General features: G+C 46.2%; 17 protein-coding genes and 1 CRISPR repeat array. Of the genes, 1 reads left to right on the top strand and 16 read right to left on the bottom strand.

Going from position 1 to position 21,140, the window contains the following annotated elements; translation table 11 throughout:
• Nucleotides 1–71 precede the first annotated feature (71 nt).
• From HJG39_RS13935 to HJG39_RS13860, 16 genes are all read right to left on the bottom strand, one after another.
• Nucleotides 72–3,266, bottom strand: a complete 3,195-nt coding sequence (locus HJG39_RS13935; protein ID WP_268409975.1) for a hypothetical protein — start codon at nt 3,264–3,266, stop codon at nt 72–74.
• A gap of 71 nt (nt 3,267–3,337) precedes the next feature.
• Nucleotides 3,338–3,736, bottom strand: coding sequence for a GPW/gp25 family protein (locus HJG39_RS13930; RefSeq protein WP_268409973.1), 399 nt, complete (start codon nt 3,734–3,736; stop codon nt 3,338–3,340).
• Complete coding sequence (locus tag HJG39_RS13925; protein WP_268409971.1) at nt 3,736–5,397, bottom strand: phage baseplate assembly protein V; 1,662 nt, start codon at nt 5,395–5,397, stop codon at nt 3,736–3,738. Before HJG39_RS13925 ends, HJG39_RS13930 begins: the two co-directional genes overlap by 1 nt.
• Before the next feature lie 13 nt (nt 5,398–5,410).
• Nucleotides 5,411–6,154, bottom strand: a complete 744-nt coding sequence (locus tag HJG39_RS13920; protein ID WP_268409968.1) for a CIS tube protein — start codon at nt 6,152–6,154, stop codon at nt 5,411–5,413.
• Between the two features lie 2 nt (nt 6,155–6,156).
• Entirely contained in the window at nt 6,157–6,420 is a 264-nt protein-coding gene (locus HJG39_RS13915) for a hypothetical protein (RefSeq protein WP_268409967.1), read from the bottom strand.
• A 56-nt stretch (nt 6,421–6,476) separates the two neighbouring features.
• Complete coding sequence (locus tag HJG39_RS13910) at nt 6,477–6,932, bottom strand: phage tail protein (RefSeq protein WP_268409966.1); 456 nt, start codon at nt 6,930–6,932, stop codon at nt 6,477–6,479.
• A gap of 197 nt (nt 6,933–7,129) precedes the next feature.
• Nucleotides 7,130–7,579 carry a phage tail protein gene (locus tag HJG39_RS13905; protein WP_268409965.1) on the bottom strand — a complete coding sequence of 150 codons (450 nt, stop codon included), beginning with the start codon at nt 7,577–7,579 and terminating at the stop codon, nt 7,130–7,132.
• Nucleotides 7,580–7,613: 34 nt separating this feature from the next.
• Nucleotides 7,614–9,347, bottom strand: a complete 1,734-nt coding sequence (locus HJG39_RS13900) for a phage tail sheath family protein (RefSeq protein ID WP_268409963.1) — start codon at nt 9,345–9,347, stop codon at nt 7,614–7,616.
• 68 nt (nt 9,348–9,415) lie between these two features.
• The gene (locus HJG39_RS13895; protein WP_268409962.1) at nt 9,416–9,775 is read right to left on the bottom strand and encodes a hypothetical protein; all 360 of its coding nucleotides are present in this window, start codon (nt 9,773–9,775) and stop codon (nt 9,416–9,418) included.
• Nucleotides 9,776–9,859: 84 nt separating this feature from the next.
• Nucleotides 9,860–10,075, bottom strand: coding sequence for a hypothetical protein (locus HJG39_RS13890; protein WP_268409961.1), 216 nt, complete (start codon nt 10,073–10,075; stop codon nt 9,860–9,862).
• 58 nt (nt 10,076–10,133) lie between these two features.
• A complete protein-coding gene (locus HJG39_RS13885) occupies nt 10,134–10,394 on the bottom strand; it encodes a hypothetical protein (protein WP_268409959.1) in 261 nt (86 codons plus the stop codon).
• 65 nt (nt 10,395–10,459) lie between these two features.
• Nucleotides 10,460–11,074: a CRISPR direct-repeat array (repeat unit 31 nt; unit sequence GTTTCAATCCACGCTCCTGTGAAGGAGCGAC).
• 359 nt (nt 11,075–11,433) lie between these two features.
• Nucleotides 11,434–14,130: a putative Ig domain-containing protein gene (locus HJG39_RS13880; protein ID WP_268409958.1), complete on the bottom strand. Its 2,697-nt coding sequence runs from the start codon at nt 14,128–14,130 to the stop codon at nt 11,434–11,436.
• 18 nt (nt 14,131–14,148) lie between these two features.
• Nucleotides 14,149–14,697, bottom strand: coding sequence for a pesticin C-terminus-like muramidase (locus HJG39_RS13875; protein ID WP_268409957.1), 549 nt, complete (start codon nt 14,695–14,697; stop codon nt 14,149–14,151).
• 10 nt (nt 14,698–14,707) lie between these two features.
• Nucleotides 14,708–16,501 (bottom strand): hypothetical protein, encoded by a 1,794-nt coding sequence (locus HJG39_RS13870; protein WP_268409955.1) that lies wholly within the window; start codon nt 16,499–16,501, stop codon nt 14,708–14,710.
• A gap of 23 nt (nt 16,502–16,524) precedes the next feature.
• Complete coding sequence (locus HJG39_RS13865) at nt 16,525–18,306, bottom strand: S1 family peptidase (RefSeq protein ID WP_268409954.1); 1,782 nt, start codon at nt 18,304–18,306, stop codon at nt 16,525–16,527.
• Nucleotides 18,303–19,268, bottom strand: coding sequence for a hypothetical protein (locus tag HJG39_RS13860; RefSeq protein ID WP_268409952.1), 966 nt, complete (start codon nt 19,266–19,268; stop codon nt 18,303–18,305). The genes HJG39_RS13865 and HJG39_RS13860 overlap by 4 nt, the downstream gene beginning before the upstream one ends.
• A gap of 172 nt (nt 19,269–19,440) precedes the next feature.
• Between HJG39_RS13860 and HJG39_RS13855 the strand changes: the two genes are divergently transcribed.
• Complete coding sequence (locus tag HJG39_RS13855; RefSeq protein ID WP_268409950.1) at nt 19,441–20,955, top strand: hypothetical protein; 1,515 nt, start codon at nt 19,441–19,443, stop codon at nt 20,953–20,955.
• Nucleotides 20,956–21,140: the final 185 nt, after the last annotated feature.

The following is a 21,140-nucleotide window of genomic DNA, read 5'->3' as shown; positions in this document are numbered from 1 at the left end:
GCTTCCCTGCGGCTGAGGGTCTGACCTCAACACGCTGTGAGTGGCTTTCTTTTGTGTGCGTGTTTAACTCATTAACGCACTTTGAAGTCGAGCTCTAAACGCCATTTGCCAATGCCTTCAAATACGGGTTGGTAATGGTTGAATAAGTTGATGTCGTGCACTTTTGCCGGCACTAATATGGATTGTGGTGAACTGGTGCGGATCACGTTGTCTTGTACGAATTTGTTGTCGCCTTGGCCTGAGCCCGGGTACAACACTGGGCCTTGTTCGGTTGACTGTCGCGCCCGTACTACGTAAACACGCTCAAGTGCAGGGTGTTGTTCCATTTGCTGCGCGAGGAAGGTGAGTTCAACATTGCCGCGCAAGCCATCTTGTGGGTTCAATGTGGTTTTATTCCACGGGGTCATGCTTTCAATCAGCATTTGGTTGATTTCCACTTCAATGCGTTCTTTATCGAATTCTGGCTTTATTTGGGCGTAAACGGTAACGCGAACTTCTTCGTAGATCGGGTCTCTTACTGCCACCTCTACACCTTCTGGGCTGACTTCATCCACAAAACGTTGAATTTGCCGCTTCAAATACAAAGGGACTTTCGGCTGTAAAATGTTTGGATTGTGATTAATCGGCACGACCACAAGGGCAACTGGCGGCTGATGTTCTTGTGACACCGAGAAGCAGCGCGTGAGGTAAAGTTCGGGGAATTTTGCCAATACTAAACGTTCGTAATCCCATGCCAGCAAGGCTCTGTCTTTGTGGCGTAAACGTTCGCTTGCTCGCACTTTTAACGATGCTTGTGGCTCCGAAGGTTTTGCGCCAAACGAAGGATACGGTTGCATCACTTCGGTAACGTCCGCTGGGCCTTGCAACATGCCGTTGATGCTTAGCTCAGGCAAAGGCTGATTGTAGTGCGATGCGGCAATGTCGCCGCTGGCTAACTGCACTTCCACGCCTTGAGCGTATATGTTGCGAATTCGCGAGTAACGCGCGTGGTTTTCGTTATCAATAATGGCACTTGGCGCAATGCCTATGCGTATCCATAATTTGCTGCCATCTATAAAGTTGTTGCGGTAATTCAATTCAGGCAAGTCGAAGGTAATAATGCCGCTGTCTAATAATTGAAAGGTGGAATCTTCAGTAATGCGAGCGCTGCCGTCGTTGCTGCTGTCGAAGTATTGCCAACCGTCGTCGGTTAAGTAATGCCAATCAATGCGCGGCGCATCCACAATGTTGCTGCCATCAACGGGGTCTAGCTGGAAGTACAAACGTACTTGTCCCGGCAATTGCACCTGACTCACACCAATGTATAAATAGCCGCGTAAATCCAAGCGAGGTAGTGCCGAAAAGCGCCCAGCGACGGTGGTAACAGGGGAAATACCAAGCGGATGAATGTGTTTCATGTCGAGGTTTTCAGCCTGTTGTGCGCTAAACACCGCGTGGGTTTGATAATCAATGGTGAAGTTATCTAACAGCGGCGTGTAAGGTGGTAACGCAATTAACGGCTGAAAATCCGCTTCAGAAATACGACGACTGTTATTGAGCGCGGCAAACTGGCTCACCGAGAAATGCATTTGATGCCCAAAGTCCGGCGCTTCTAATTGCAAACTAAAATACTTAGGCCACAACGTTGGCTGATTCTCTTCTAGCGGTAATGCGTTAAAACTCGCGACAGCTTGTTGCGGGTCGTGAATAAATTCAAAGCTGTGTTTATCAATGTTATCAACGGGCGCAGCATCGCTGAATAAACGGGTTTCTTCAGGTAACAACACGGCGCCGTTTTTGTCGGAATAAAATACCGACACCTTAAACGGCCCAACATCTGGCAGAGGTGTATCTGGTTCGTCTGTTGTATTTGGCTCGTCCGGTGTATTTGGCGTGTTTTGGTTCTGATAAACCCGGTAAGCATGATAGTAGGTATTCCAATCTTCTGGTCTGTCTAACCAATCGAAATTCACGCTCGCACAGAAAATAGGCTTGCACAATAATTCAGGATGGGTGAAGTCGAATCGTGAAGCGATTCGCGGCGATGCACCAAACGGCGTAAACGGCGCTTTGCTATCAAGTACACCGCCAGCCTGACCAATTTTCGACTGCGGAAGCCGCTTTACCGATACTGCCAAGGTGATTTTCTCAAATACGCCTCGACGCAAATTGCCTGTGGCATCCACGTCTAACCACGACTTTTTCAGCAATAAACGCACACCCGGTTGCGGCAACTGCGTTCCGATCGCCTCCGCTTCAACTTCTTGAGCAGGTGCAGTTATTGGCGCGAACAAGCGACCTAACTGTATTCGCAATTGGTTGTTTTCCCACGTTATTTCAGCATTTTCAGTGGTTTCAGTAAGCGCAATAAACCCTTCTTCTGTACTAATGAATAAGTCGAAAAGCTCCGCTAACGGCGCGGGCAATTGTACCGACTCACTCACAGTAAAATTTAGCGTAATATCGCGATCACCACCGGCCAAATAAAACGCAGACGAAGTCATCTCTATGCCTTGATCCGGCTCAGATTGACGCTCATCAAGGTCAGCGTTTGGTTGCACCTGCCACTTTTCACCGAAGCTTAAAATGCCGTTTTCTGGCATGTCTGCTCCTGCTTCGCTATCCACTGCATTGGTTAACAATAAGCGCCCACCTTCTGTTAGCCGGGAAATAGATAGCACCCGCGCCACTTGAGCATGATTAAATTGTGCATTGCTTAAGGTTTCGTACACCAAGGCGTTGCCTTGGGCATCTTTTCCACCATCAAACTGCGCCCCTTTAATCAAGGTGACGGGCTTGGCGTCTTCGGCAATATTCACCACAATATGCGCTCGGTCGGGCTGTGCAGATTTTGGCTGAAAACCCAATACATCACGATAGTAATAATCCAAATGATGCTCGGTAAAACGCTGAAATTGGGCAATGGGATAGCGCAGCATGTGGTAATACGCCATTAAGCTGCTGATATCTGCTCGACTTGCCAAGCTTTTTATTCGCGGGCTAACCGACTCTCCCCGCATTAAACGCGCAAGCGCTTTGGCTTCGTCGTCATTCGGCAAAGCCTCTCGCCATGTGCCATTAAACCCCATGCTGTCGGGATCAAAGAATCGCAACTTCGCACCGACATGGCGCAAATAAGCTATCCAATCAACAAAATCGCGTTGCTCTACACTGAATATGCTGCCTTTTAATGCGGGTAATGCGCGTTGGTTTTGAAGCTGCCCTGCACCGTTAAATTCAAGGATGCGCTTAACGGACTGCCTGTTTTGGTTTGCCATAGTTGCCATAAAAAATCCTGCTGCATAGGGAATTCACAAAAGAATCCGAAGAAGAAAAGAGGACCTGCGTTAACGCGTGTTTAGCCTTCCGTTAGATAAAACGGAAAAACAAGGTTGCCGGGGTGATTGGTTGCGTTAATTACGTATTCAAGATGAATGTTTAAATAACCGTCGTAGATGGCGTCTGTATCGAAATTAATGGCTTGCAACGTAACACGATGCTCATGCGTTTCAATGGATTTAGCGATGTCTTCTTTCATGTCGGAAAGCATTTCCGCATCGGGAATTTGGAACACATAATCCGACAAGGCACTGCCATAAGCGTTGTCGTGAATACGCTCGCCAACACGGGTACTTAACAACACAAACAGGCTTTGTTGAATAAGCGCGTCACCCTGCACCATATTGGGTCCAGCAGCAGAAACAGCGAATCGCGGCGGGAATGTCCAACCGCTGCCAATGAGTTCATTTTCTGGCATTATTTCACCTCCATTTTGGCACTCACTTCCACTGTGCAAGTACCTGTTTTAATGTCGACTTTATCGGCATCCACAATCACTGCACCTTTATTGTTGTGTTTCAGTTCAACGGTTTTACCAATAACAACGGCGTTTTTATCTAAATTTGCTTGCCAACCGGTTTTGTCGTTAAGGGTCATTGCGGATTTCTCCCCACCGGCTAGGCTCAATCCGGCTTCTCCATCTTTGAGTAAGGCATGTAAACCCAGCTTTTGTTTGCCCCAGAAAAAGCCCACTTGTTGATTTTTCTCGGCGTATTCCAGCGGCGCTTTGTTTACGGGGTTATGCATCGCGCCCACAATAACGGGAAAGCGCGCATCGCCACCTAAAAAGCTCAGCACCACTTCGTCTTTTTCGTTTGGTGGCAAATACAACCCCGACTTTTCTGCACTGGCAAAAGGTGACGCTAAACGTGCGAACAGTACATCTTTGTCGTCTTTGCTGACGCCGGGGATCCACACCGGAATGCGATAGAACCCGGCGGCGTCTTTAGCGAATTTGCCCACAATGCCGGTTAAATTAGGAATACGCGTTGGCGTGTTCCAGTCGGAAAATAAGGTGTGATTTAAGTGCAAGCCCAGTTCTACGCGCACCTGCCATCCGTTTGAACTCACGTGATGCGACACCCCTGTGACCAAATGCTTGCCAGAAAAGGTGTCGCCAACGCCTTTTAAATTGATGGCATCTAGCGGCATTAACTTTGCCGCTGCTGGATTCGCCGCCACGTTAAACACCAGCGCGCCTTGTATATGATCTAACTGGCGATAAAACTGCTCTGCCTTGGCTTTGGCATTAATTTCCGCTGCCGGTAACGACAACGTAACGTTCTGCGCTTGTTTGATACCAAGCGACTTAAACGGAACAGGCACAAAGCCTTCTAAACCTGTGCTCTCGTCGGGCGTGCCTTTTAGCACTTTTTGCGCTTTCACATCCCACGCATCAAATTGCACACTATCTAGCTGAGAGCGAATGTCCTGCTCTATCCAAATCTGTTCAATGCCATCTTTGAAAAAATCGGTATCCACTGCGGCTTTTGCCGCTTTTTTGGTTTCTTCGGCATCCACAATTTTGTCGCCTTTGTGGCTTGGCACATACAAAAAACCGTTTACCAAAGCGCGAGACATTATCGCGCGCCACGGCGTTTGGTCGTAAATAAAAAGCTGTTCTTGGGCGATGCCCTTTTTCGGCACAGCCAGTTTCACCTTGCTGGCTTTGGCAATGGCCTCAATCACTTTGGTGTCGTCGGCGTGTTTATCGGCTTTAAAAAACTGGGTGAATCGCCCCTCTGTGAGCTTAACAACTTCGCCAGTGGCGGTAATGTCAGCATAAGGATGGGTATCAATGCCGATTTTTCTTTTCGTGATAATACCTTTAAATTCAGCCTCGCCTTTTTTCGCGCCTTCAACTTCCACCACGCCTTTTAACTCGAAGGCTTGTCCGGGCGATAATGATTTGGCTTTTTTCAAATTAAAGGCCGCTAGATTCTCGTTTTCTTCTTTGGCGTCGATAAAAGCAACGCGCAAGGTGCATTCAGGAATACGATTGATGCCGTAACGCCACAACAGCGACACCAACATGCCTTCAATTTCTTTGCCACCAACCGTAAAGGTGTACTTAACCATGCACGACTCCCGTTTATTGGTTACTGTTTTTTGGTGGCGCTTTCACATTCTCGCCAGATTTATCGCCGCGAATGCTGTCCATATCGTTGGATTTTGCCAGCGCGCCCGACATCGCACTTGTGCCATAAGCGGCCGCGGCTGCGGCTGCCATACCTGCGCCCGCCACCAATAATAAATTTTGAGTGAGTGCCGCAGGGTTTAGCGAAGACGCGGCTTTATCTTGCTTCGAAGCATACTTAAACTCACATTCCACCAAGGCTTTCACTCTATCGCCCCATGCATCCGCCAACTCATTTTTCACTTTCATGGTTTTTAACAAACAATGAAACGTACCGGCAGCGGTATGCGACAAAGGCATGTTTTTCGATTGAATCGTTAAATAATTCAATTTGTTAGCTTCTTTACTGGAGTAGCAAATGCTATTGAGTGAGTTAATTTGGTTTTCAACACTTAGCGGAAACGCGCCACTTTTGGGATTCAAGAACATCACCGGAGCCGTTAACGGCGTACCAAAGGTGGTGTCATCCAATACGAACGTGACTTTTAACGTAGAAGGCTTGTTACGCGTTCCGGCAATAATTTCTCTGTCGTTTTGCGCTTTCACCGTTTTCAAACACTGATCCAAGCTGATATCTAAGCTTTCTTGTAAAAACGGTAACGACACACTGCCTACTTTCTTGCTGCGGCTTTCATCTTCAAAGCCGGTCACTTTAAGCATGGGCAAGGAAAGTCGGCTAGCATCAAGAAAAATCGACATGGTTATGGCCTCTTCAGCATGTTCTGCGCGTTAAATTGTTCAGAAAGATAATGAGAAAGTTCATCGTCAAAGGGCGCACTGCAACAGGCCATTTCTTCGACTTTTTGACGCAAGGTTTGCATTTCTTTTTGCAAGGCCGCCACGCCTTCGTTACTAGACGAAGAAGACGCATTTTGTGACGCCGACGGTGCTTCATTTTCAATGGATGTATTCACCGACACTTTGTTAATCACTGAATCGCCACTTGTGGGAATCGCATCGGGCATTGGCATTCTCCCTTTTTAAATGATGATAGATTTCGAGCTTGGCGCTTTCGCCCAAATTAGCCAACGGTTAACGGCACGTATTTAATGCCAGTAAATTTAAAGCTCATGGACTCCACCAACACTTTGTTGGATTCGCCGCTTAATGAGTCCCAGTCCCACGATTCCAAGTAAGCATTGCTCACCACCCACGCATTAGCTGGATTATCGTTTTCGTTTAATACGCTAATAAGTAAGTCCTTACGTAATAATCTTGTATTCCAGAAAAGGGACTCCACCGCGTTGGCTAAGGTTAATGGGCTAATACCGGTAAATACGCCGCGTTTTAAAGTGAGTGTTTGCGGTGCAATTTGGCCATCAAGGGTGGTCATTTGCTCCCGGCGAATAATATTACGGCTCATTTTTAAGCCGCTCACTTCTTGAAATGCAATGTCGATTGGATTGGGTACGCCACCGGTAAGAATAACAACGGCAAAGCGGTATCCAACGAGGGCATCACCTTGATCAAGTAACATAAAGCGTGGCTCTCCGTGTTAGCAAAATAGGTTAATAACAAGCATGAAGTGATAACAAGAAAGGTGTAAAGCGTGATGCTAAAACCCAAGCTAACAACACACCGCGTTTTATTATGTTCAATAAACGCGGTTTAGGGTTGCCATCATGCCTACACCTGAAACGCCTAAACTTAGATGTTCAAGCTAAAACAGCATGCTTACGCAAACTCAATGCTCACTTTGTCCGCTAGCAACTCTAGCTGCTCAACACTGGCTTCATTCGAGCCACCATTAAAGCTTGGCGCAGTTAGCTTTTTCGGGAAAGCGTTGGTCACTGTCCATGTTACAAGCGAACCGCCGTCAGATTCTGGGTCGATCAAAGACACGGTAATGTCTCGCTTGTCGATGAGATTCAAGTTGATAGAGTTGATCCACTCAAACAACTGCGAGCCACCACGGAATAAACCGCGTTTAAGGGTAATATTGACGTCGGTAGCTTGTCCCGGCATGTGTTTTTTGCCTAAGCCGTCTTTGTAGGTGATGGTTTCAACGCCGATATCCAAACCTGACACTTCCGAAAATGCCATCGACTCACCGCCCACAGAAACACGGAAGCGATAGACAGGAATGGGGTATTCGTTTTTCAAATTTTCAATGGTTTCAGCCATGTGTTAACACTCCAAAATGCGTTAGTGGGTAGGGTTAGCCTTCAATGCTCTTATGTGAGAAGGTGAGGACAATGAATTCCGCAGGACGAACCGCAGCAATCCCAATTTCAATGTTCATGATGCCATTATTAATGTCGTCTTCTGTCATGGTTTGGCCTAAGCCAACATTGACAAAATAGGCTTGGTCTGGGCTTGCACCAAAGAACGCGCCTTGCTTCCACAAGTTTTCTAAATAACTTTCAATGGTGGTTTTAATTTTCAACCATGTGAATGGCGTGTTCGGCTCGAATACCGCAAAGTAAGATGCCTTTTTCACCGATTCTTCAACCATGTTGAACAGACGACGAACTGGCACATAACGCCATTCGTTTGAGTTGCCATCTAAGGTACGTGCGCCCCAAACCAATGTGCCTTTACCCACAAAACTGCGAATAGCATTAATGGATTTGCCAGCGTTAACATCAACGTTTAGGTCTTCCTGTTCGCCGTTATCAATACTCACGCTTGGCGCAATCACTTGTGCAATGGCCACGTTTGCCGGCGCTTTCCAAACACCGCGCTGTGCATCGGTTTTTGCCATCACACCAGCAATAGCTGCACTTGGTGGAAGCACTAAATATTGCTTAGAAAGCATGGCTTTAACTTGGTTGTAGTAACCTGTTGAAGCAAAGCGATAAGCGGGTTTGTTTAACGACTTTAACGGAACCGGTTCCATGCTTTGTTTCATGGCAACGGCGTAAATGGCGCCGGGTTTACGATCCGCATCAGCCGCACTGTTATCAATCATCTGACCTTGTGCGTTCACGGTAACGTCGGCGTTGTCTTTTGCTGCATAAATACCGTAAGCCACTGCGCCTTCAACACGTTGGCCTACTTTGGCTGCATCAACGCTTTCTACTTGGAAGCCAGCGAAGTCTAGGTACATGTCATTATGCTTAATGAAGAATTGGCTGTAGTACATGGAGCCTGATTTGCCATAAGCGTCTACCGCAACCGGCACAACCGCATCGTCTTCCACCGTTAGCGCATAAAAGTCGCTCATGGTGATATGTGTTTCAGGGAACGTCATTGGTGGCACAACCATCACGTTGTCTTCGTCGTAGCTACGAGACATAGACGTAGTAAGGTACGGGTAATATGCCGCACCGTACTTCAATCCTTGTGTCACTTTGTCGCGCATAACGGCTGCGTCATCGCGAATACCGCCGACTTCTTGCACATCAACAATGGCAAAGCGGTCCATCATTTTTTCAGCGTGAGCAAGCGCACAATTTTGAATGTCGTAGTGAGATTGCGAGTCGAGCAGTACACTTTCTGGGCTCGAAATAAGTGTGACTTCGTCAACTTTGCTCAAACCTTCAATGGCTTTCATAAAGCCATCTTTGGTTTTCATTGGCGTGTCGTAACCACCCACACTCACGATGTAACAAGTACCGCCGCCATTAGCAAAGAAATGCTTAACCGACTGGTACAAGAAGAAGTGAGACATCGGCGAATTGGTTTCCGATGCTTTGTCTAGCACGAATTCACCGCTGGCAGATTGGTATTTCACATCCATGCTTTCCATGAATGGGCCACCAAACATGGCCGTGTATTCCAGCAAGCTAGTAATACGTGTGGCTTTTTGAACAATGGATTCACCTTTACTGTTTTCAGTTGTTTCGGTGTAACCAATAAAAGCTGGAATAGCCGTTGGCACCTGTGCTACAGAAGGGCTGAGCAAGGAGCGTTCTTTGACGTAAACGTCTGGCGTTTTATATTGACTCATAAAAATTCCTTATATCTAAGGTGTTAAAAAGCAAGTGAGATTTCAGGCAGGAAGCACTGGGCAACGGCTTAATGTTTCAGAGAATTTCCTGCTTGCATGGCGCAATAAAAATTGAGCTGAGTGAGTTCAAATTCTGAACTGAGTTTGGGTGAAGCGGCTTGATTAACCCGCTGAATCAATGCATCCGACAGTTTCCCATCCGGTTCCATGCCCAGCGTGAGTTGCAGTAATCGTAAAGAGAGTTTGGTGTTGGTGGCTAACGCGCAATCAAATAGTAAATCGGCAATATTCTGACTTTTGATGCGTTCGCAGCCGAGTTCTTGCCATACATCGCTGCAATAAAATTGGCAAACGGCATCGCATAGTTCTTCGGGTAATTCGCTGGCGTGTTTAAAGACCCGCGCAAACGCTTGTTGATATTGCGCCATGAAACAGACTCCTTGTTTTACTTTGCGTTGAAGACGAGGCAAAGCAACATATGTGACAACTCTAGGTTGTAGGTTTCGCTAATATTACTGGCCTAATAAGGCGCGCAATTGCTCTAAAATTTGGGAGGCGGTTTCGGGCGCCATTTCGATACCAAAGGCGGCCAGCACTAAAACGGCTACTCCTATCCAGAGTCCTTTTTCTGTTTTGGATGCTGAGTTTTCTTCCAGTTTTTCGTTCAATTCTTCTTTTAATTTGGACTTGCCCAATGTGGGCAAAAGTTTTGTGAGAATTTGCTTCATGTTGATTCCTCCGATGGAAGCGAAGTTAATTAACGGATAGGCTCCGCCACCCTGTTGTTTAGGGTATGGAGTAGACGGGTGTGGTTTGAGGATGTGAATGTGTGCTTGAAATGGGGTGTGAAAGTTGGTGCTGTTTGGATAAGATTTGGATGGTTTGAAGCTTTGCATTTGGCTGCTGCAAAGTTGTTGGAATACGGTCGACTGCGCTGGGTGGGACGTCTGCGCTAAGTGGAGCATCTGCGCTAAGTGGGGCGTCTGCGCTAAGTGGGGCGTCTGCGCTAAGTGAATACCCTTTTAAAACACGCTTTTCGTCATCCATGACCGCTGCACCTCGACTTCCTGTCTCGGAGCGTTTTAAAAGGGCATATCACTCATCGCTTACTATGATAGATCCACGCTCCTGTGAAGGAGCGACCAAGAAAACCATTACTTTACCCTTGATTAAGCCGGTTTCAATCCACGCTCCTGTGAAGGAGCGACCATGGTTTCACCAATTCGAAATGAGGCAAATCTAAGTTTCAATCCACGCTCCTGTGAAGGAGCGACTATGCTCGCCCTAGCTACGGGCGGGCGCTGGTCCGTTTCAATCCACGCTCCTGTGAAGGAGCGACACAGCGGTATATCGCTTTACCTTTTTGCCTCCCGTTTCAATCCACGCTCCTGTGAAGGAGCGACTGTGGTAAATCGATAGGCAGTCATGTCATTTACCGTTTCAATCCACGCTCCTGTGAAGGAGCGACCCCCTTGTTGATACGCTCAACAAGGGCGTGACGTGTTTCAATCCACGCTCCTGTGAAGGAGCGACACGGCCTAATTCGCCAGACATTAAAAACGAGGTGGTTTCAATCCACGCTCCTGTGAAGGAGCGACCGGGCGGGTTGTTTACCCGAGCCACGGGTGCAGGTTTCAATCCACGCTCCTGTGAAGGAGCGACATTCGATGCTGTCAACACCACCGATTGAATTAGTGTTTCAATCCACGCTCCTGTGAAGGAGCGACTGCCCCTTCTGCAAGCCAGAACTGGCAAGGGGCGAAATGGTATTTTGCGCTAACCTCGAATTTTACGCACTTTTTCAGCGTTCGAAATTTAGCCAAAAATTATAAACAACTGTTTTTAATATGAATTTAGTGTGCGCTAGACCCCTAGGGTTTTCATGTGAACCAAGGGTTAGCGCTGCTCTCAAAAGATTTGGAAGGATTGAAGCAAGGCAAAGCATATTTTCAGAGATGGGAAGTCTGAGCGGGTCTCTTCAAAAAGCACGATACCTTGAGCGACTTTGGCTTGCTTTAACCTTTCAAAGCTCCACCGAAAACCTTGCGCTCGCGCTAAGTGAACCACGTCAACGCTTTGCACAAAACTAATTTTGAATCACCAGCACCGCTTGCGCTACCGCACGCTGACCGTTTTCATTTTCAACAATATAATCCAAAGTAATATAATTTGATTGGTCCCGATTCAACACCAAACGAATCAAATCTTGCTCAACAAATGTATCACCAAAAATACTAAACGATGCCACCAACGTCAGCACCTCATCCGTGTTAGCTACATCATTTTCCAACACATCAAGAATATATACATCCTCAGGATCTTCAGGCGCAACAATAATATCACCCAACACCAGTTCTTCTACCGGCAAAATATCAACATTGAATAACGCCGGCGGCGACACCAATCGCCCATCATCGACCCGCAACGAGAAACTATCGCTTCCCGTCATATTCACTGGCGCATGATAAAACCAAATATCACCTTCCAAAACCAACTCGCCCAATTGCGGCGCTTGCACCAATTCAACTTGCAACGCATCCTCATCAGGGTCAGAAATTTTCGGCGTAATTCGCAAACGGCTACCAACAACCAAAGCAAAATCGTTGCCGTCTATTGTGGGTGGCTGGTTCAGATTAATCACCTCTATCGAAAATGGCGCAAGCGATACCGTTTCAACTCCATCGGTCACACTTATTACAATGTTGGAATAGCTCCCCTGAGAAGAAATATCTGGCGTGCCGCTTAGTGCGCCTGTGAACTCATCAAAGCTCGCCCAAGGTGGCAAACCTTGAACGGAAAAAAGTAGATCGTCGTTGTCGATATCCGTGGCGCTTGGCAAAAAGGCATAGGATTGCAACTCTTCCACTGATGCGGCGGGCGTTCCTGTAATTTCGGGTGCGGCGTTAACGTTTATCACCTCTATCGAAAATGGCGCAAGCGATACCGTTTCAACTCCATCGGTCACACTTATTACAATGTTGGAATAGCTCCCCTGAGAAGAAATATCTGGCGTGCCGCTTAGTGCGCCTGTGGACTCATCAAAGCTCGCCCAAGGTGGCAAACCTTGAACAGAAAAAAGTAAATCGTCGTTGTCGATATCCGTGGCGCTTGGCAAAAAGGCATAGGGTTGCAACTCTTCCACTGAGGTGGCGGGCGTTCCAGTAATTTCGGGCGCGGCGTTAACGTTTATCACCTCTATCGAAAATGGCGCAAGGCTAACCTTGTCCAAACCATCGGTCACACTTATCACAATATTGCGATACATCCCCTGAGAAGAAATATCTGGCGTGCCGCTTAGTGCACCTGTGGACTCATCAAAGCTCGCCCAAGGCGGCAAGCGTTGAATAGAAAAACGCAGGTCATCGTTGTCGATATCCGTGGCGCTTGGCAAAAAGGTATAGGGTTGCAATTCTTCCACTGATGCGGCGGGTGTTCCGTTAATTTCTGGCGCATCGTTAACGTTGATCACCTCAATCGAAAATGCTGGAAGCGATACCGTTTCAAACCCATCGGTCACACTTATCACAATGTCTTGATACACGCCCACATCATTGTTACTAGGAATACCCCGCAGTTCGCCGCTTGTCTCGTTGAAGTGCATCCACACTGGCAAATTTTCAATGGCGAAAAACAGCGGTGTGTCGTCTATTGCTTCGGGTACAAACACATATTCCGCACCTTGCAAAACCGATGTTGCAGGCTCGCCACCAATAATGGGGGCTTCATTAATTTGAGTAACCTCGATGCTAAAAGGTGGAAGCTCAGCGGAAAGGTTTCCATCGTGCACACGAATAATAATGTTGGTGAACACGCCAGTGTCATACTTCAAGGGTTCACCTGAAAGCTGCCCTGTTATGCTATCGAATTGTGCCCAGTAGGGTAAATTTTCAACTGTAAAGAACAGTATATCGCCATCAGGATCAAACACTTCGGGGGTAAAGCAGTAGTGCGTATTGGGCTCAACACTTGAGGGTGGCGAACCGCTAATTTCGGGTGGCTGATTAAGGCTAAGCACATGCACGTTAAAAAGCGGTAAGGTGGCAATATCGAACCCATCGGTTACGCCAATTTCAATGTCGGTAAACACGCCTATGTCTTCTATTTGAGGCACGCCATACACTTCGCCACTATATGGATCTATCGACATCCAATCAGGATGTCGATTCATGAAAAAGGTCAACGGATGACCTTCTGCATCGATGGCATAGGGAAAAAATACATAAAGATCATATTCGGTTATTGTGGTTAACGGTGTGCCGCCAATTTCGGGAGGAATGTTAATGCCCAATGCGGGTAGTGGCTGAGCTTCGTCGAGCAAATACCCCATGCTATTGGTGGTTTGAAAATGGTGGAAATAGTAACGTCCGGGGGTTGGCGTATTTTGTACCACACTCAAAATAAGTTCAATTTGAGTGCCTGCACTTATGGCGTCGTCGGGTCGAATACGAATATGATTTGGCCCATCACTTTCTAGCACTAGCGCACTGCAATCGGCGGTATTACCATCAATATTTAACGTAACGTCCAAACCGCATTGCACTGGCAGTAGGTAGCCTATTGGAAACGCAATATCCACCACTGCGCCTCCGCTATCAACGGGAGTCTCGAGATAATATTGCAGCGTGTAGTCAGCTATATCATTCGGTATTTCGCTACTTGATGTAATGCTTAGATTGAGCAATTCTCCTGCGAACAAACGAGGAATGCTGAGCATATAAAACACAAGCATCGACGCAATTAACACGTTATTTTTTGTGCTTGTTTTGCGAGTTGTTACCACCATAAAACCTCCTTTTTGGCTTTAAATACTCTCTAGCCAGCTTTCTAATAAGTCAGCTTCCTTGTTGCGTCGCGTAGAATAGCGATCGCCAAAACGCCTTAGGTTATTTAATGCTGAGCGCCAATCTCCGCGCGTCACTTGTCGCCAAAAATTCGGCGTGCGGGTAAGCAGCGTTCCATACTGAAAGGCAACTGAAGCAACCACGGTTTGGCATACATCTGGTAAGGCTTCAAATGGGATATAAGCGTCTTCACAGGCGTTCCATTGGGCTTGCAAACGTTGCACCGCGTGGTGTTTGCTATGTCGATTAATTTGGGTGACTTCATCTTCGCTTAAGTGCAGCGGAGCAACTTGCAATTGGGCAACGGCGTCGTGATTTTTTAGCCCAGCGTAAGGCACTAATTTCGTGGCAAGTTCGTCGGGAAAAGCCGCGCAAAGTTCGTCTTTCGAGCGCGCACCAATGTCAAAACCACAACCAATGGTGACGCCAGATTGGCTGTTATTAACGTCCGGTACGTAACCTTCGCAGGTGTTGCCTTCCAATGCTTGAATAAATGAGAAATCAATCATGCTTTACTCCTTAAATGGTCAGTTCAAATTGTTGAATCCAAACAAATGTTGTTGGCTGAGAGTAATAGCGGTATTCGCTAAAAGCTTGGGTTGTTGGAAGTGGAATTTGCGCGCGAACAACGCCATCTTCATCGGCGCTTTCTTGCAGTTGACCCACATTCAGTTGTAATAAGGTTTGCCATTGTTCGTTGTCGTTACGAGCTTGTATTTCCGGCTTCTCACCAAGAAACTCCGCTTTTGCAACGACGTTAATTGCGCTCGCTCGCACCGGTTCCGAGTAGGTAATTTGCAACCATTCACTTTGTTCGCTGATCATGCGGCTTATCCAACTGGTATTGGCATTCGCTACATTGCTCGCATCAAACCAAAGCGAGGACACCGTTACCGATGAAGGCGGGTTAGCAACACCGGAAAAGCAATCATCTTCGGCGCTAAAAGTCCCAAAACAAAGGTATTCCAACCATAAAGCGTTAGTGGGTGACGACAGCAAACGAAAGCGTTCAAAGCGCCCCAAAGCTTGCTGCTCCTGAGAAAATGAGTAACGCACATGCACGACGTTTTTTTCATCAGTCATACTTTGTGAGACCACAATATCGCTCAAATTCAGTTCAATATTGGTCCACACAGCGTCGTTACTATTACGGCCTTGAAGCGCAAGGTTATTGCCGCCTCGGTCTTTATCGATGGCAAATAACATGGCGCTCAGCGCAACGGGCTGGTCATAGGTGAATTGGATCCATTCATTATTAATGCTGTTGGCCCGACTCACCCACCACCATGCATTTTCTCGCAAGTTTGTAGCACTTGGTCGCCAATGCGATGTTGAGCTACGAATCGACTCCACGTACGGGCCATTCGGTTCTGGCTCAGGTTCAATACCATTTTTGGCGTTTTGCATCGCGGCATTAATGCGCGAGAAATCAAGCTCATTATTGGCTGCTTGGTTTATTTGGTTTATCACGCTTGCATCTAACCCTGTTAAGCCCGGCAGTGACGCCAGTTTTTGCGTTTCTTTTAAAATACGCTTCTGTATCGCTTCAAACTCTCCCTGAACGCTTGGATTACTGGGTTCTTTTGCTAAATTTGCGAGTTCTTGTGAATAGCTCTCGACAATGCGAAAGTCGCTGGCAAGACTGGCGTTAACGAGGCTAAGCACACTGTTACTGATGCTTTCAGGCCCGAAAGCGAGGGTTTGATTTAAGTCCACAAAACGCGACTGCAACATATTAAGTTCAGAGGGAATATCTAAGCCCAACGATGTTGTGATCAGTTTGCTGGTTAAGCGCGCATATTTTTGGTGTTGTTCGCCAGATTGGCGGTACTCGCTGGAGCCGGATGAGGTGAGCCACTGGTACGCCATTTGGCTTAAACCGCTCACTTGCACGGTACTCACATCGGCATTTAATGCTTGGGTATGCAACGAAGTATTTAGTACGAATGTTTCCGCTGCGCCCACATTCACCTGTTCACCAAAAGCCACGCTACCGCCAGTTGGTAACATGCACTGTATTGCATCACATAGCATGCTGGAACCCGAGGCGGGTTGCGCTTGAATACGGATCTCGCCTGCGGCAATGCCTCGAATATCGATATCAACGCTGCCAGTATCGTCGGCGAATCCTTCCCAGATACGCTGCCCTTGGGCATCCACAACTTGCACCTGAGCCTGCCGAAACTGCCCTTTTAAAATAGAGGCATTGAGGGTAAGTATGTTACTTCCCACATTGGAGCCTACTTTTAAGCAACTTGCTAATAGGATTGAAGACAAAACAGCGAAGGTTAAGACCATCTTATAAGTCGTCATGAAGGAACCTCATATTGCGGATATTACTCGGCTGCAAGCGCAGAAAGCGGTGCAGCTAACGAGGAAAAGATTTGGTTTGAAAACGAAGTAAAGTGTGTGCTTGCGAGCACGTTAAAGGCCATGAGTACATCATCACAAAGCTGTGTTTGTTCTGGATTTAAATGCCCTGATGTGCAGTCTGTACCTTTGTATTTTTCAATTTTTTGTAAAAAATCAGCGTCAAATCGGTTAACAATGCCTTGCACCTGAAACCATGTTTCACGGTTATGAGCGGCAATAAAATAGTTAAGTTCGAAGCTATCTTTGAAGGGCTCATCAAAGTCAGAAAAAGCGGCGCGGAGAACGTAACGCCCACTTCCATAAGGTTCTATTTGCCGAAAGTTAGGGTACTCTTGATAATCACCTTCGGCGTTTAAATCGTTCCAATGTTGCGCAGCAACGCGTTGCAAAAAACCTTCGGCATTACGCTGAATGATCGCTTGAATTTTTGGCTTAACCACGCGTGCATGATATTGAATTTCATACGCACATGTTCGGCAAAGCAACTCGCTTTTGGCCAATAAAAATCCGTCTTCTACGACCAGTTTAACCGACTCAGGCAGTATTAAATTTAAACCATAGTGGGCATCGGTATATACGCTGAATTGTTGTGATGAATAGTCGATGCGGTAATCGGGGAAAAAATGCTGAAACAGTACCAAAGCCGACGCTATGCTTTGTGGGTTGCCAGAAGAAGCCAGCATGTCGTGGTAACTTCGGGTTTTCACTTTCACAAAATGAAAGCCCTGATAGTTCACTTCTTGGTACTGCGCTGACACTGGCAATTGATAGCTCAGTGTTTCTTCTACACCCTCTATAAGCTGAGCATGAGAAGATAGCGTTGAACTTAATACCGCTTCTGCATCAAAGGCGTTCACTTGACGAAGCACGCTATCAATACTGTTGGGTTTTAGCGGAGACAAGGCTAACGCTGATTCGCTGGGCGTAAACCAATAAGCACCTGCCTGTCCTGTGGTGACTTTATCCAGCGTGAATAATTTACTGCTGTACTTTGTGCTGGCTGGCAATTCATGAATGGAAGACGCTTCTAACGCGGATAAATTATCTGCGGGAATAACCCAACTCACACTCGATGCACCGCTTTCTAAACCCCCATTCCCGACACCAATGAGTTCGCCTTTTGCATTCACAATGGGAGAGCCAGAGTAGCCCGGAAGCAAGCTGCCATCAAGGTAATAAATGGGCAAAGTAACACTTGGCATTTGGGTTTTTGCTAAAATTTTTGCGGCACGACCGGGCAATAACTGCTGTAGAATTTCGGGTTTCGCGTAACCTTTCATCAGTTCACGCGTACTCATGCCGAGTGCGCCCATATTAAAGCCAAGTGCCGTTACCGAAGCCTTATACTCCGGTGCTTCGGGCTCAAACGTATTCAGCGCCGACCATTCTTTTAACGGGCGAGACACTTCCAGTAGCACCAAATCTGCTTCTGGCAAAATCGACTTAATTTTGGCTTTACGTCGTTTTTTACCGAACTCGACAATAACGGTAGCGTTCGGATCGGCCCCTAATACATGCAAAGACGTCACGATGGATTTATCGTCCTTCCACACAAACCCAGATGCGACGGACGTTACCTGCCCACCACTTTTGACCACAATGCGAACCGTGGATAAGCTTAACACTTCAGGGTTAAAACTGGCTTTTGCGTGGCTTACCCAAACCAACATCAAGAAGAGGTAAACAAACGCCGCTTCTAGCGTTACCACAAGCGCGATAAATATCGCTCTAAATAACTCTCTCATTGAATGGGTTCCTCTTTATTGTTGCGGCATAACATGGAATGGATGTGATTAAACGCGATGAGGGATTGGGCGTTACCTAGCTCGCTGAAGGCAATTTCGTCGGCCACCATTTCCCATTGAGGGTTCAGTTTACTTAGCTCATCTAACCAAGCGTCGTTGCCTGCAATTGCCACCTTTTTGGCTGCGCTGCAATCGTTGATTTCTTTTACTTTGATGGCGCAAACCGCGTCTTTCACCAGCAGTAACACACCTTTTTGCTCAGGCTCTGGCAGGTTGTCGTAAACATCGAGCATCAGCGTTTCCCACGCTCCGCCCGTTAGCTCAAAGTTGTTGAGCACTTCATCGAGCACCAAGGTATGGTCGGTATGAATCAACTCTTCACAGCCAGAAACCTCTACCGCCGCTCCGAATAACAGGTTGTTATGCCGCTTGAAAATCACCGATGCGACCGCTTCTGGTGGCGCAACGGGCTCCTCCACTGGCGCTTTCACAAGTGCATTTTCGGAAGCGTTTTGAGGCTCACTCTCTACCTCACCTTCGGCCTCACTTTCCGGCTCAGATTGCAACACTGCACCCACCGGTAAATTAATAGACGTGACATCATTAAGTTGTGACAAAGACACACCAAACTCTTTTATTGCGATAAAGTTCAGTGCTTGCGCTTCGGTAAACCCCACCTCAATGTAACCTTGCTTTAAATCCAAAATAGAAGGTGCGAGCAAATTGTGGCTTCGCACAAATAAACCAAGATAGGCCCCAAGCACACAGGCCACGCCAAACGAGCCAATTCTTGCGGCTTTGGCGTTGTTAAATAAGGTATCGTTCAAGCCAAGAATGCCGCCAAGCATGGTAGTTAACACGCCCAACATAGTGGCCACCGTGGGCGTAATACTGGTTCCCATGATGACACCAAAAAGCAGGCCGATTCCGGCACCACCAAACGCGGCTAAGGGTAAATTCACTGGCTGACTCATGCTAAAAAGACGAGCACCAACTAAAGACGTGAAGGTAAAATTAAATTTCACCTAAATGTGGCATTTATCGAAAAGAAGATTAAACTTAAGGCGTTTCGGATTAATAAAAAAATGGGTGATTTAAATATAAGCCCATCAATAGCATTTAGGGAGAATGCACATGTTTTATCAGCCAAAAAATACTTCATTAACGTTATTAAACAATACAATATTTACTTTGTTTATTTTCCTATTTTCGCTCACTTCAATTGCAGCGGAAAACAACACAATAACCCGCCTTTCTACCGATGAAAATTTAAGCAAAGACAATATTGAAACACTTGCCAAAAACCAAAACGCTAGCATCTTAAAAGACAAGAATAACGGTGTTTTATTCGCTAACCTAACACTATCGGACACGTTATTCTCCGAGCATGTAACGCCTAACACACAATTCATTTACTTGTTCAATGTAAGCAGCGTGAAAAATCTAAGCATTGATTTAGCAGACCAAATTCACACCTTTTATGTAGATCAATCTGAGTTTGAAACGGGATTAAGTTTAGGGGCCAATTTGGCCCACCAATTCATTATTCAAAGATCCATTTTTAAAGGTGCGGTTGTGCTTTATGGCAGCGAAACCGCCAAAGAAACGCACTATGCGCTTTTGGAAAACCAATTCCTATGCGATAAAAGCTTACAACTTATCGACTTTTCTTCACTCTACGGGAAGTCATTTAAAATCAATAAAAACCTCTTTTCCTGCGAGCTTTCTATTATGGATTTAATGGTTAGCGATTGGATAAACATAACGGGTTCGATTTTTTCCGATGGCATCACGTTTATTAATAATGAAATGCCTGCATCTTTTGATTTTTATTTTAATACGGTAGATGGTCCTGCCTTTTTTCCGGCTATCGACTTTGAAAAATCCATGAGTTTATCGCAGTCTAAATTCTCAAATGAAGTGGTTTTGCACAGTGCTAAATTTCTGGATTCAGTAAACTTAACGTGGGCCAGTTTTAATGGTGGATTGGATTTACAATTCAGTAAGTTTGGGCCTAAAAGTAAGTTACATGTGGCTCACATGAAAATCCCAGATGGAAAACTTAAATTTAATGCCGATGAATTTGAACGTTTACTACACAATAATTTAGTAAGTGACGACAACAACCTAAGCAATCGCATTATCGAAAACATTTACGAAAACTTTATTAGCCAATATTTATCGCAAAATAACAAACAAGCCGCTGATACCGTGAGCTATTTTTATGAGGTATTTAAACAAAAAACGCAGCCCTCTTTTACGCATTGGCTTTATGGTGTTTCCATGGGATACGGGTACAAGCTGTGGCACTACGTACTAACGGTTGTCGCCCCAATTACTTTCCTCTGCACGCTTATTATGGGCATTTACTTCCGACGAGAAATTCATAAATTAGTCGCCAGAAGCCACCAAGTCAGCGAAAAGGACACGATTTACCCCGACACGTTGACGTCGATAGTAAGAACCTTGTCGGTCACCAGCAGCATTTTGTTTTCTATCCGATTTAAAACCGTTTGGATTTCCGAAAACAAAAGCTTTAACTTCGCCGTGATGCTCAACTACCTGATTGGCCTTGGCCTGTACGTTGCCTTTTTGCTAGGCACCAAAACCTCAAGCTTCGATGTGATTAAGGCGCTAGCGGGCGTTTAGTAATATCCAAATGAAATTATGCCAATATAAACAGCCCAATAATATTCAAAAGATCTAATGTTTACTTTACAATTGAGCGCTACATATATCTGACATCGTCAACACATTGAGCAATATAACGCCATAACGCAGTTGGTTGACAATACAACCTTTCAAAGGTTCATTTAGGTTCATACCAATACAGC

The organism is Alteromonas sp. a30 (assembly GCF_026788005.1).
Classification (GTDB): Bacteria; Pseudomonadota; Gammaproteobacteria; order Enterobacterales; family Alteromonadaceae; genus Paraneptunicella.
Note: the sequence above shows the minus strand (reverse complement) of the source record. Positions and strands in the feature narration are given on the sequence as shown.

What these genes read in the sequence shown, in the direction of transcription:
- HJG39_RS13910 (WP_268409966.1), bottom strand. Translation starts at nt 6,932, where the DNA reads ATGTTACTTGATCAAGGTGATGCCCTCGTTGGATACCGCTTTGCCGTT.
- HJG39_RS13920 (WP_268409968.1), bottom strand. Translation starts at nt 6,154, where the DNA reads ATGTCGATTTTTCTTGATGCTAGCCGACTTTCCTTGCCCATGCTTAAA.
- HJG39_RS13895 (WP_268409962.1), bottom strand. Translation starts at nt 9,775, where the DNA reads ATGGCGCAATATCAACAAGCGTTTGCGCGGGTCTTTAAACACGCCAGC.
- HJG39_RS13865 (WP_268409954.1), bottom strand. Translation starts at nt 18,306, where the DNA reads ATGAGAGAGTTATTTAGAGCGATATTTATCGCGCTTGTGGTAACGCTA.
- HJG39_RS13905 (WP_268409965.1), bottom strand. Translation starts at nt 7,579, where the DNA reads ATGGCTGAAACCATTGAAAATTTGAAAAACGAATACCCCATTCCTGTC.
- HJG39_RS13885 (WP_268409959.1), bottom strand. Translation starts at nt 10,394, where the DNA reads ATGGATGACGAAAAGCGTGTTTTAAAAGGGTATTCACTTAGCGCAGAC.
- HJG39_RS13915 (WP_268409967.1), bottom strand. Translation starts at nt 6,420, where the DNA reads ATGCCCGATGCGATTCCCACAAGTGGCGATTCAGTGATTAACAAAGTG.
- HJG39_RS13870 (WP_268409955.1), bottom strand. Translation starts at nt 16,501, where the DNA reads ATGACGACTTATAAGATGGTCTTAACCTTCGCTGTTTTGTCTTCAATC.
- HJG39_RS13900 (WP_268409963.1), bottom strand. Translation starts at nt 9,347, where the DNA reads ATGAGTCAATATAAAACGCCAGACGTTTACGTCAAAGAACGCTCCTTG.
- HJG39_RS13925 (WP_268409971.1), bottom strand. Translation starts at nt 5,397, where the DNA reads ATGGTTAAGTACACCTTTACGGTTGGTGGCAAAGAAATTGAAGGCATG.
- HJG39_RS13875 (WP_268409957.1), bottom strand. Translation starts at nt 14,697, where the DNA reads ATGATTGATTTCTCATTTATTCAAGCATTGGAAGGCAACACCTGCGAA.
- HJG39_RS13855 (WP_268409950.1), top strand. Translation starts at nt 19,441, where the DNA reads ATGTTTTATCAGCCAAAAAATACTTCATTAACGTTATTAAACAATACA.
- HJG39_RS13930 (WP_268409973.1), bottom strand. Translation starts at nt 3,736, where the DNA reads ATGCCAGAAAATGAACTCATTGGCAGCGGTTGGACATTCCCGCCGCGA.
- HJG39_RS13890 (WP_268409961.1), bottom strand. Translation starts at nt 10,075, where the DNA reads ATGAAGCAAATTCTCACAAAACTTTTGCCCACATTGGGCAAGTCCAAA.
- HJG39_RS13880 (WP_268409958.1), bottom strand. Translation starts at nt 14,130, where the DNA reads ATGGTGGTAACAACTCGCAAAACAAGCACAAAAAATAACGTGTTAATT.
- HJG39_RS13935 (WP_268409975.1), bottom strand. Translation starts at nt 3,266, where the DNA reads ATGGCAACTATGGCAAACCAAAACAGGCAGTCCGTTAAGCGCATCCTT.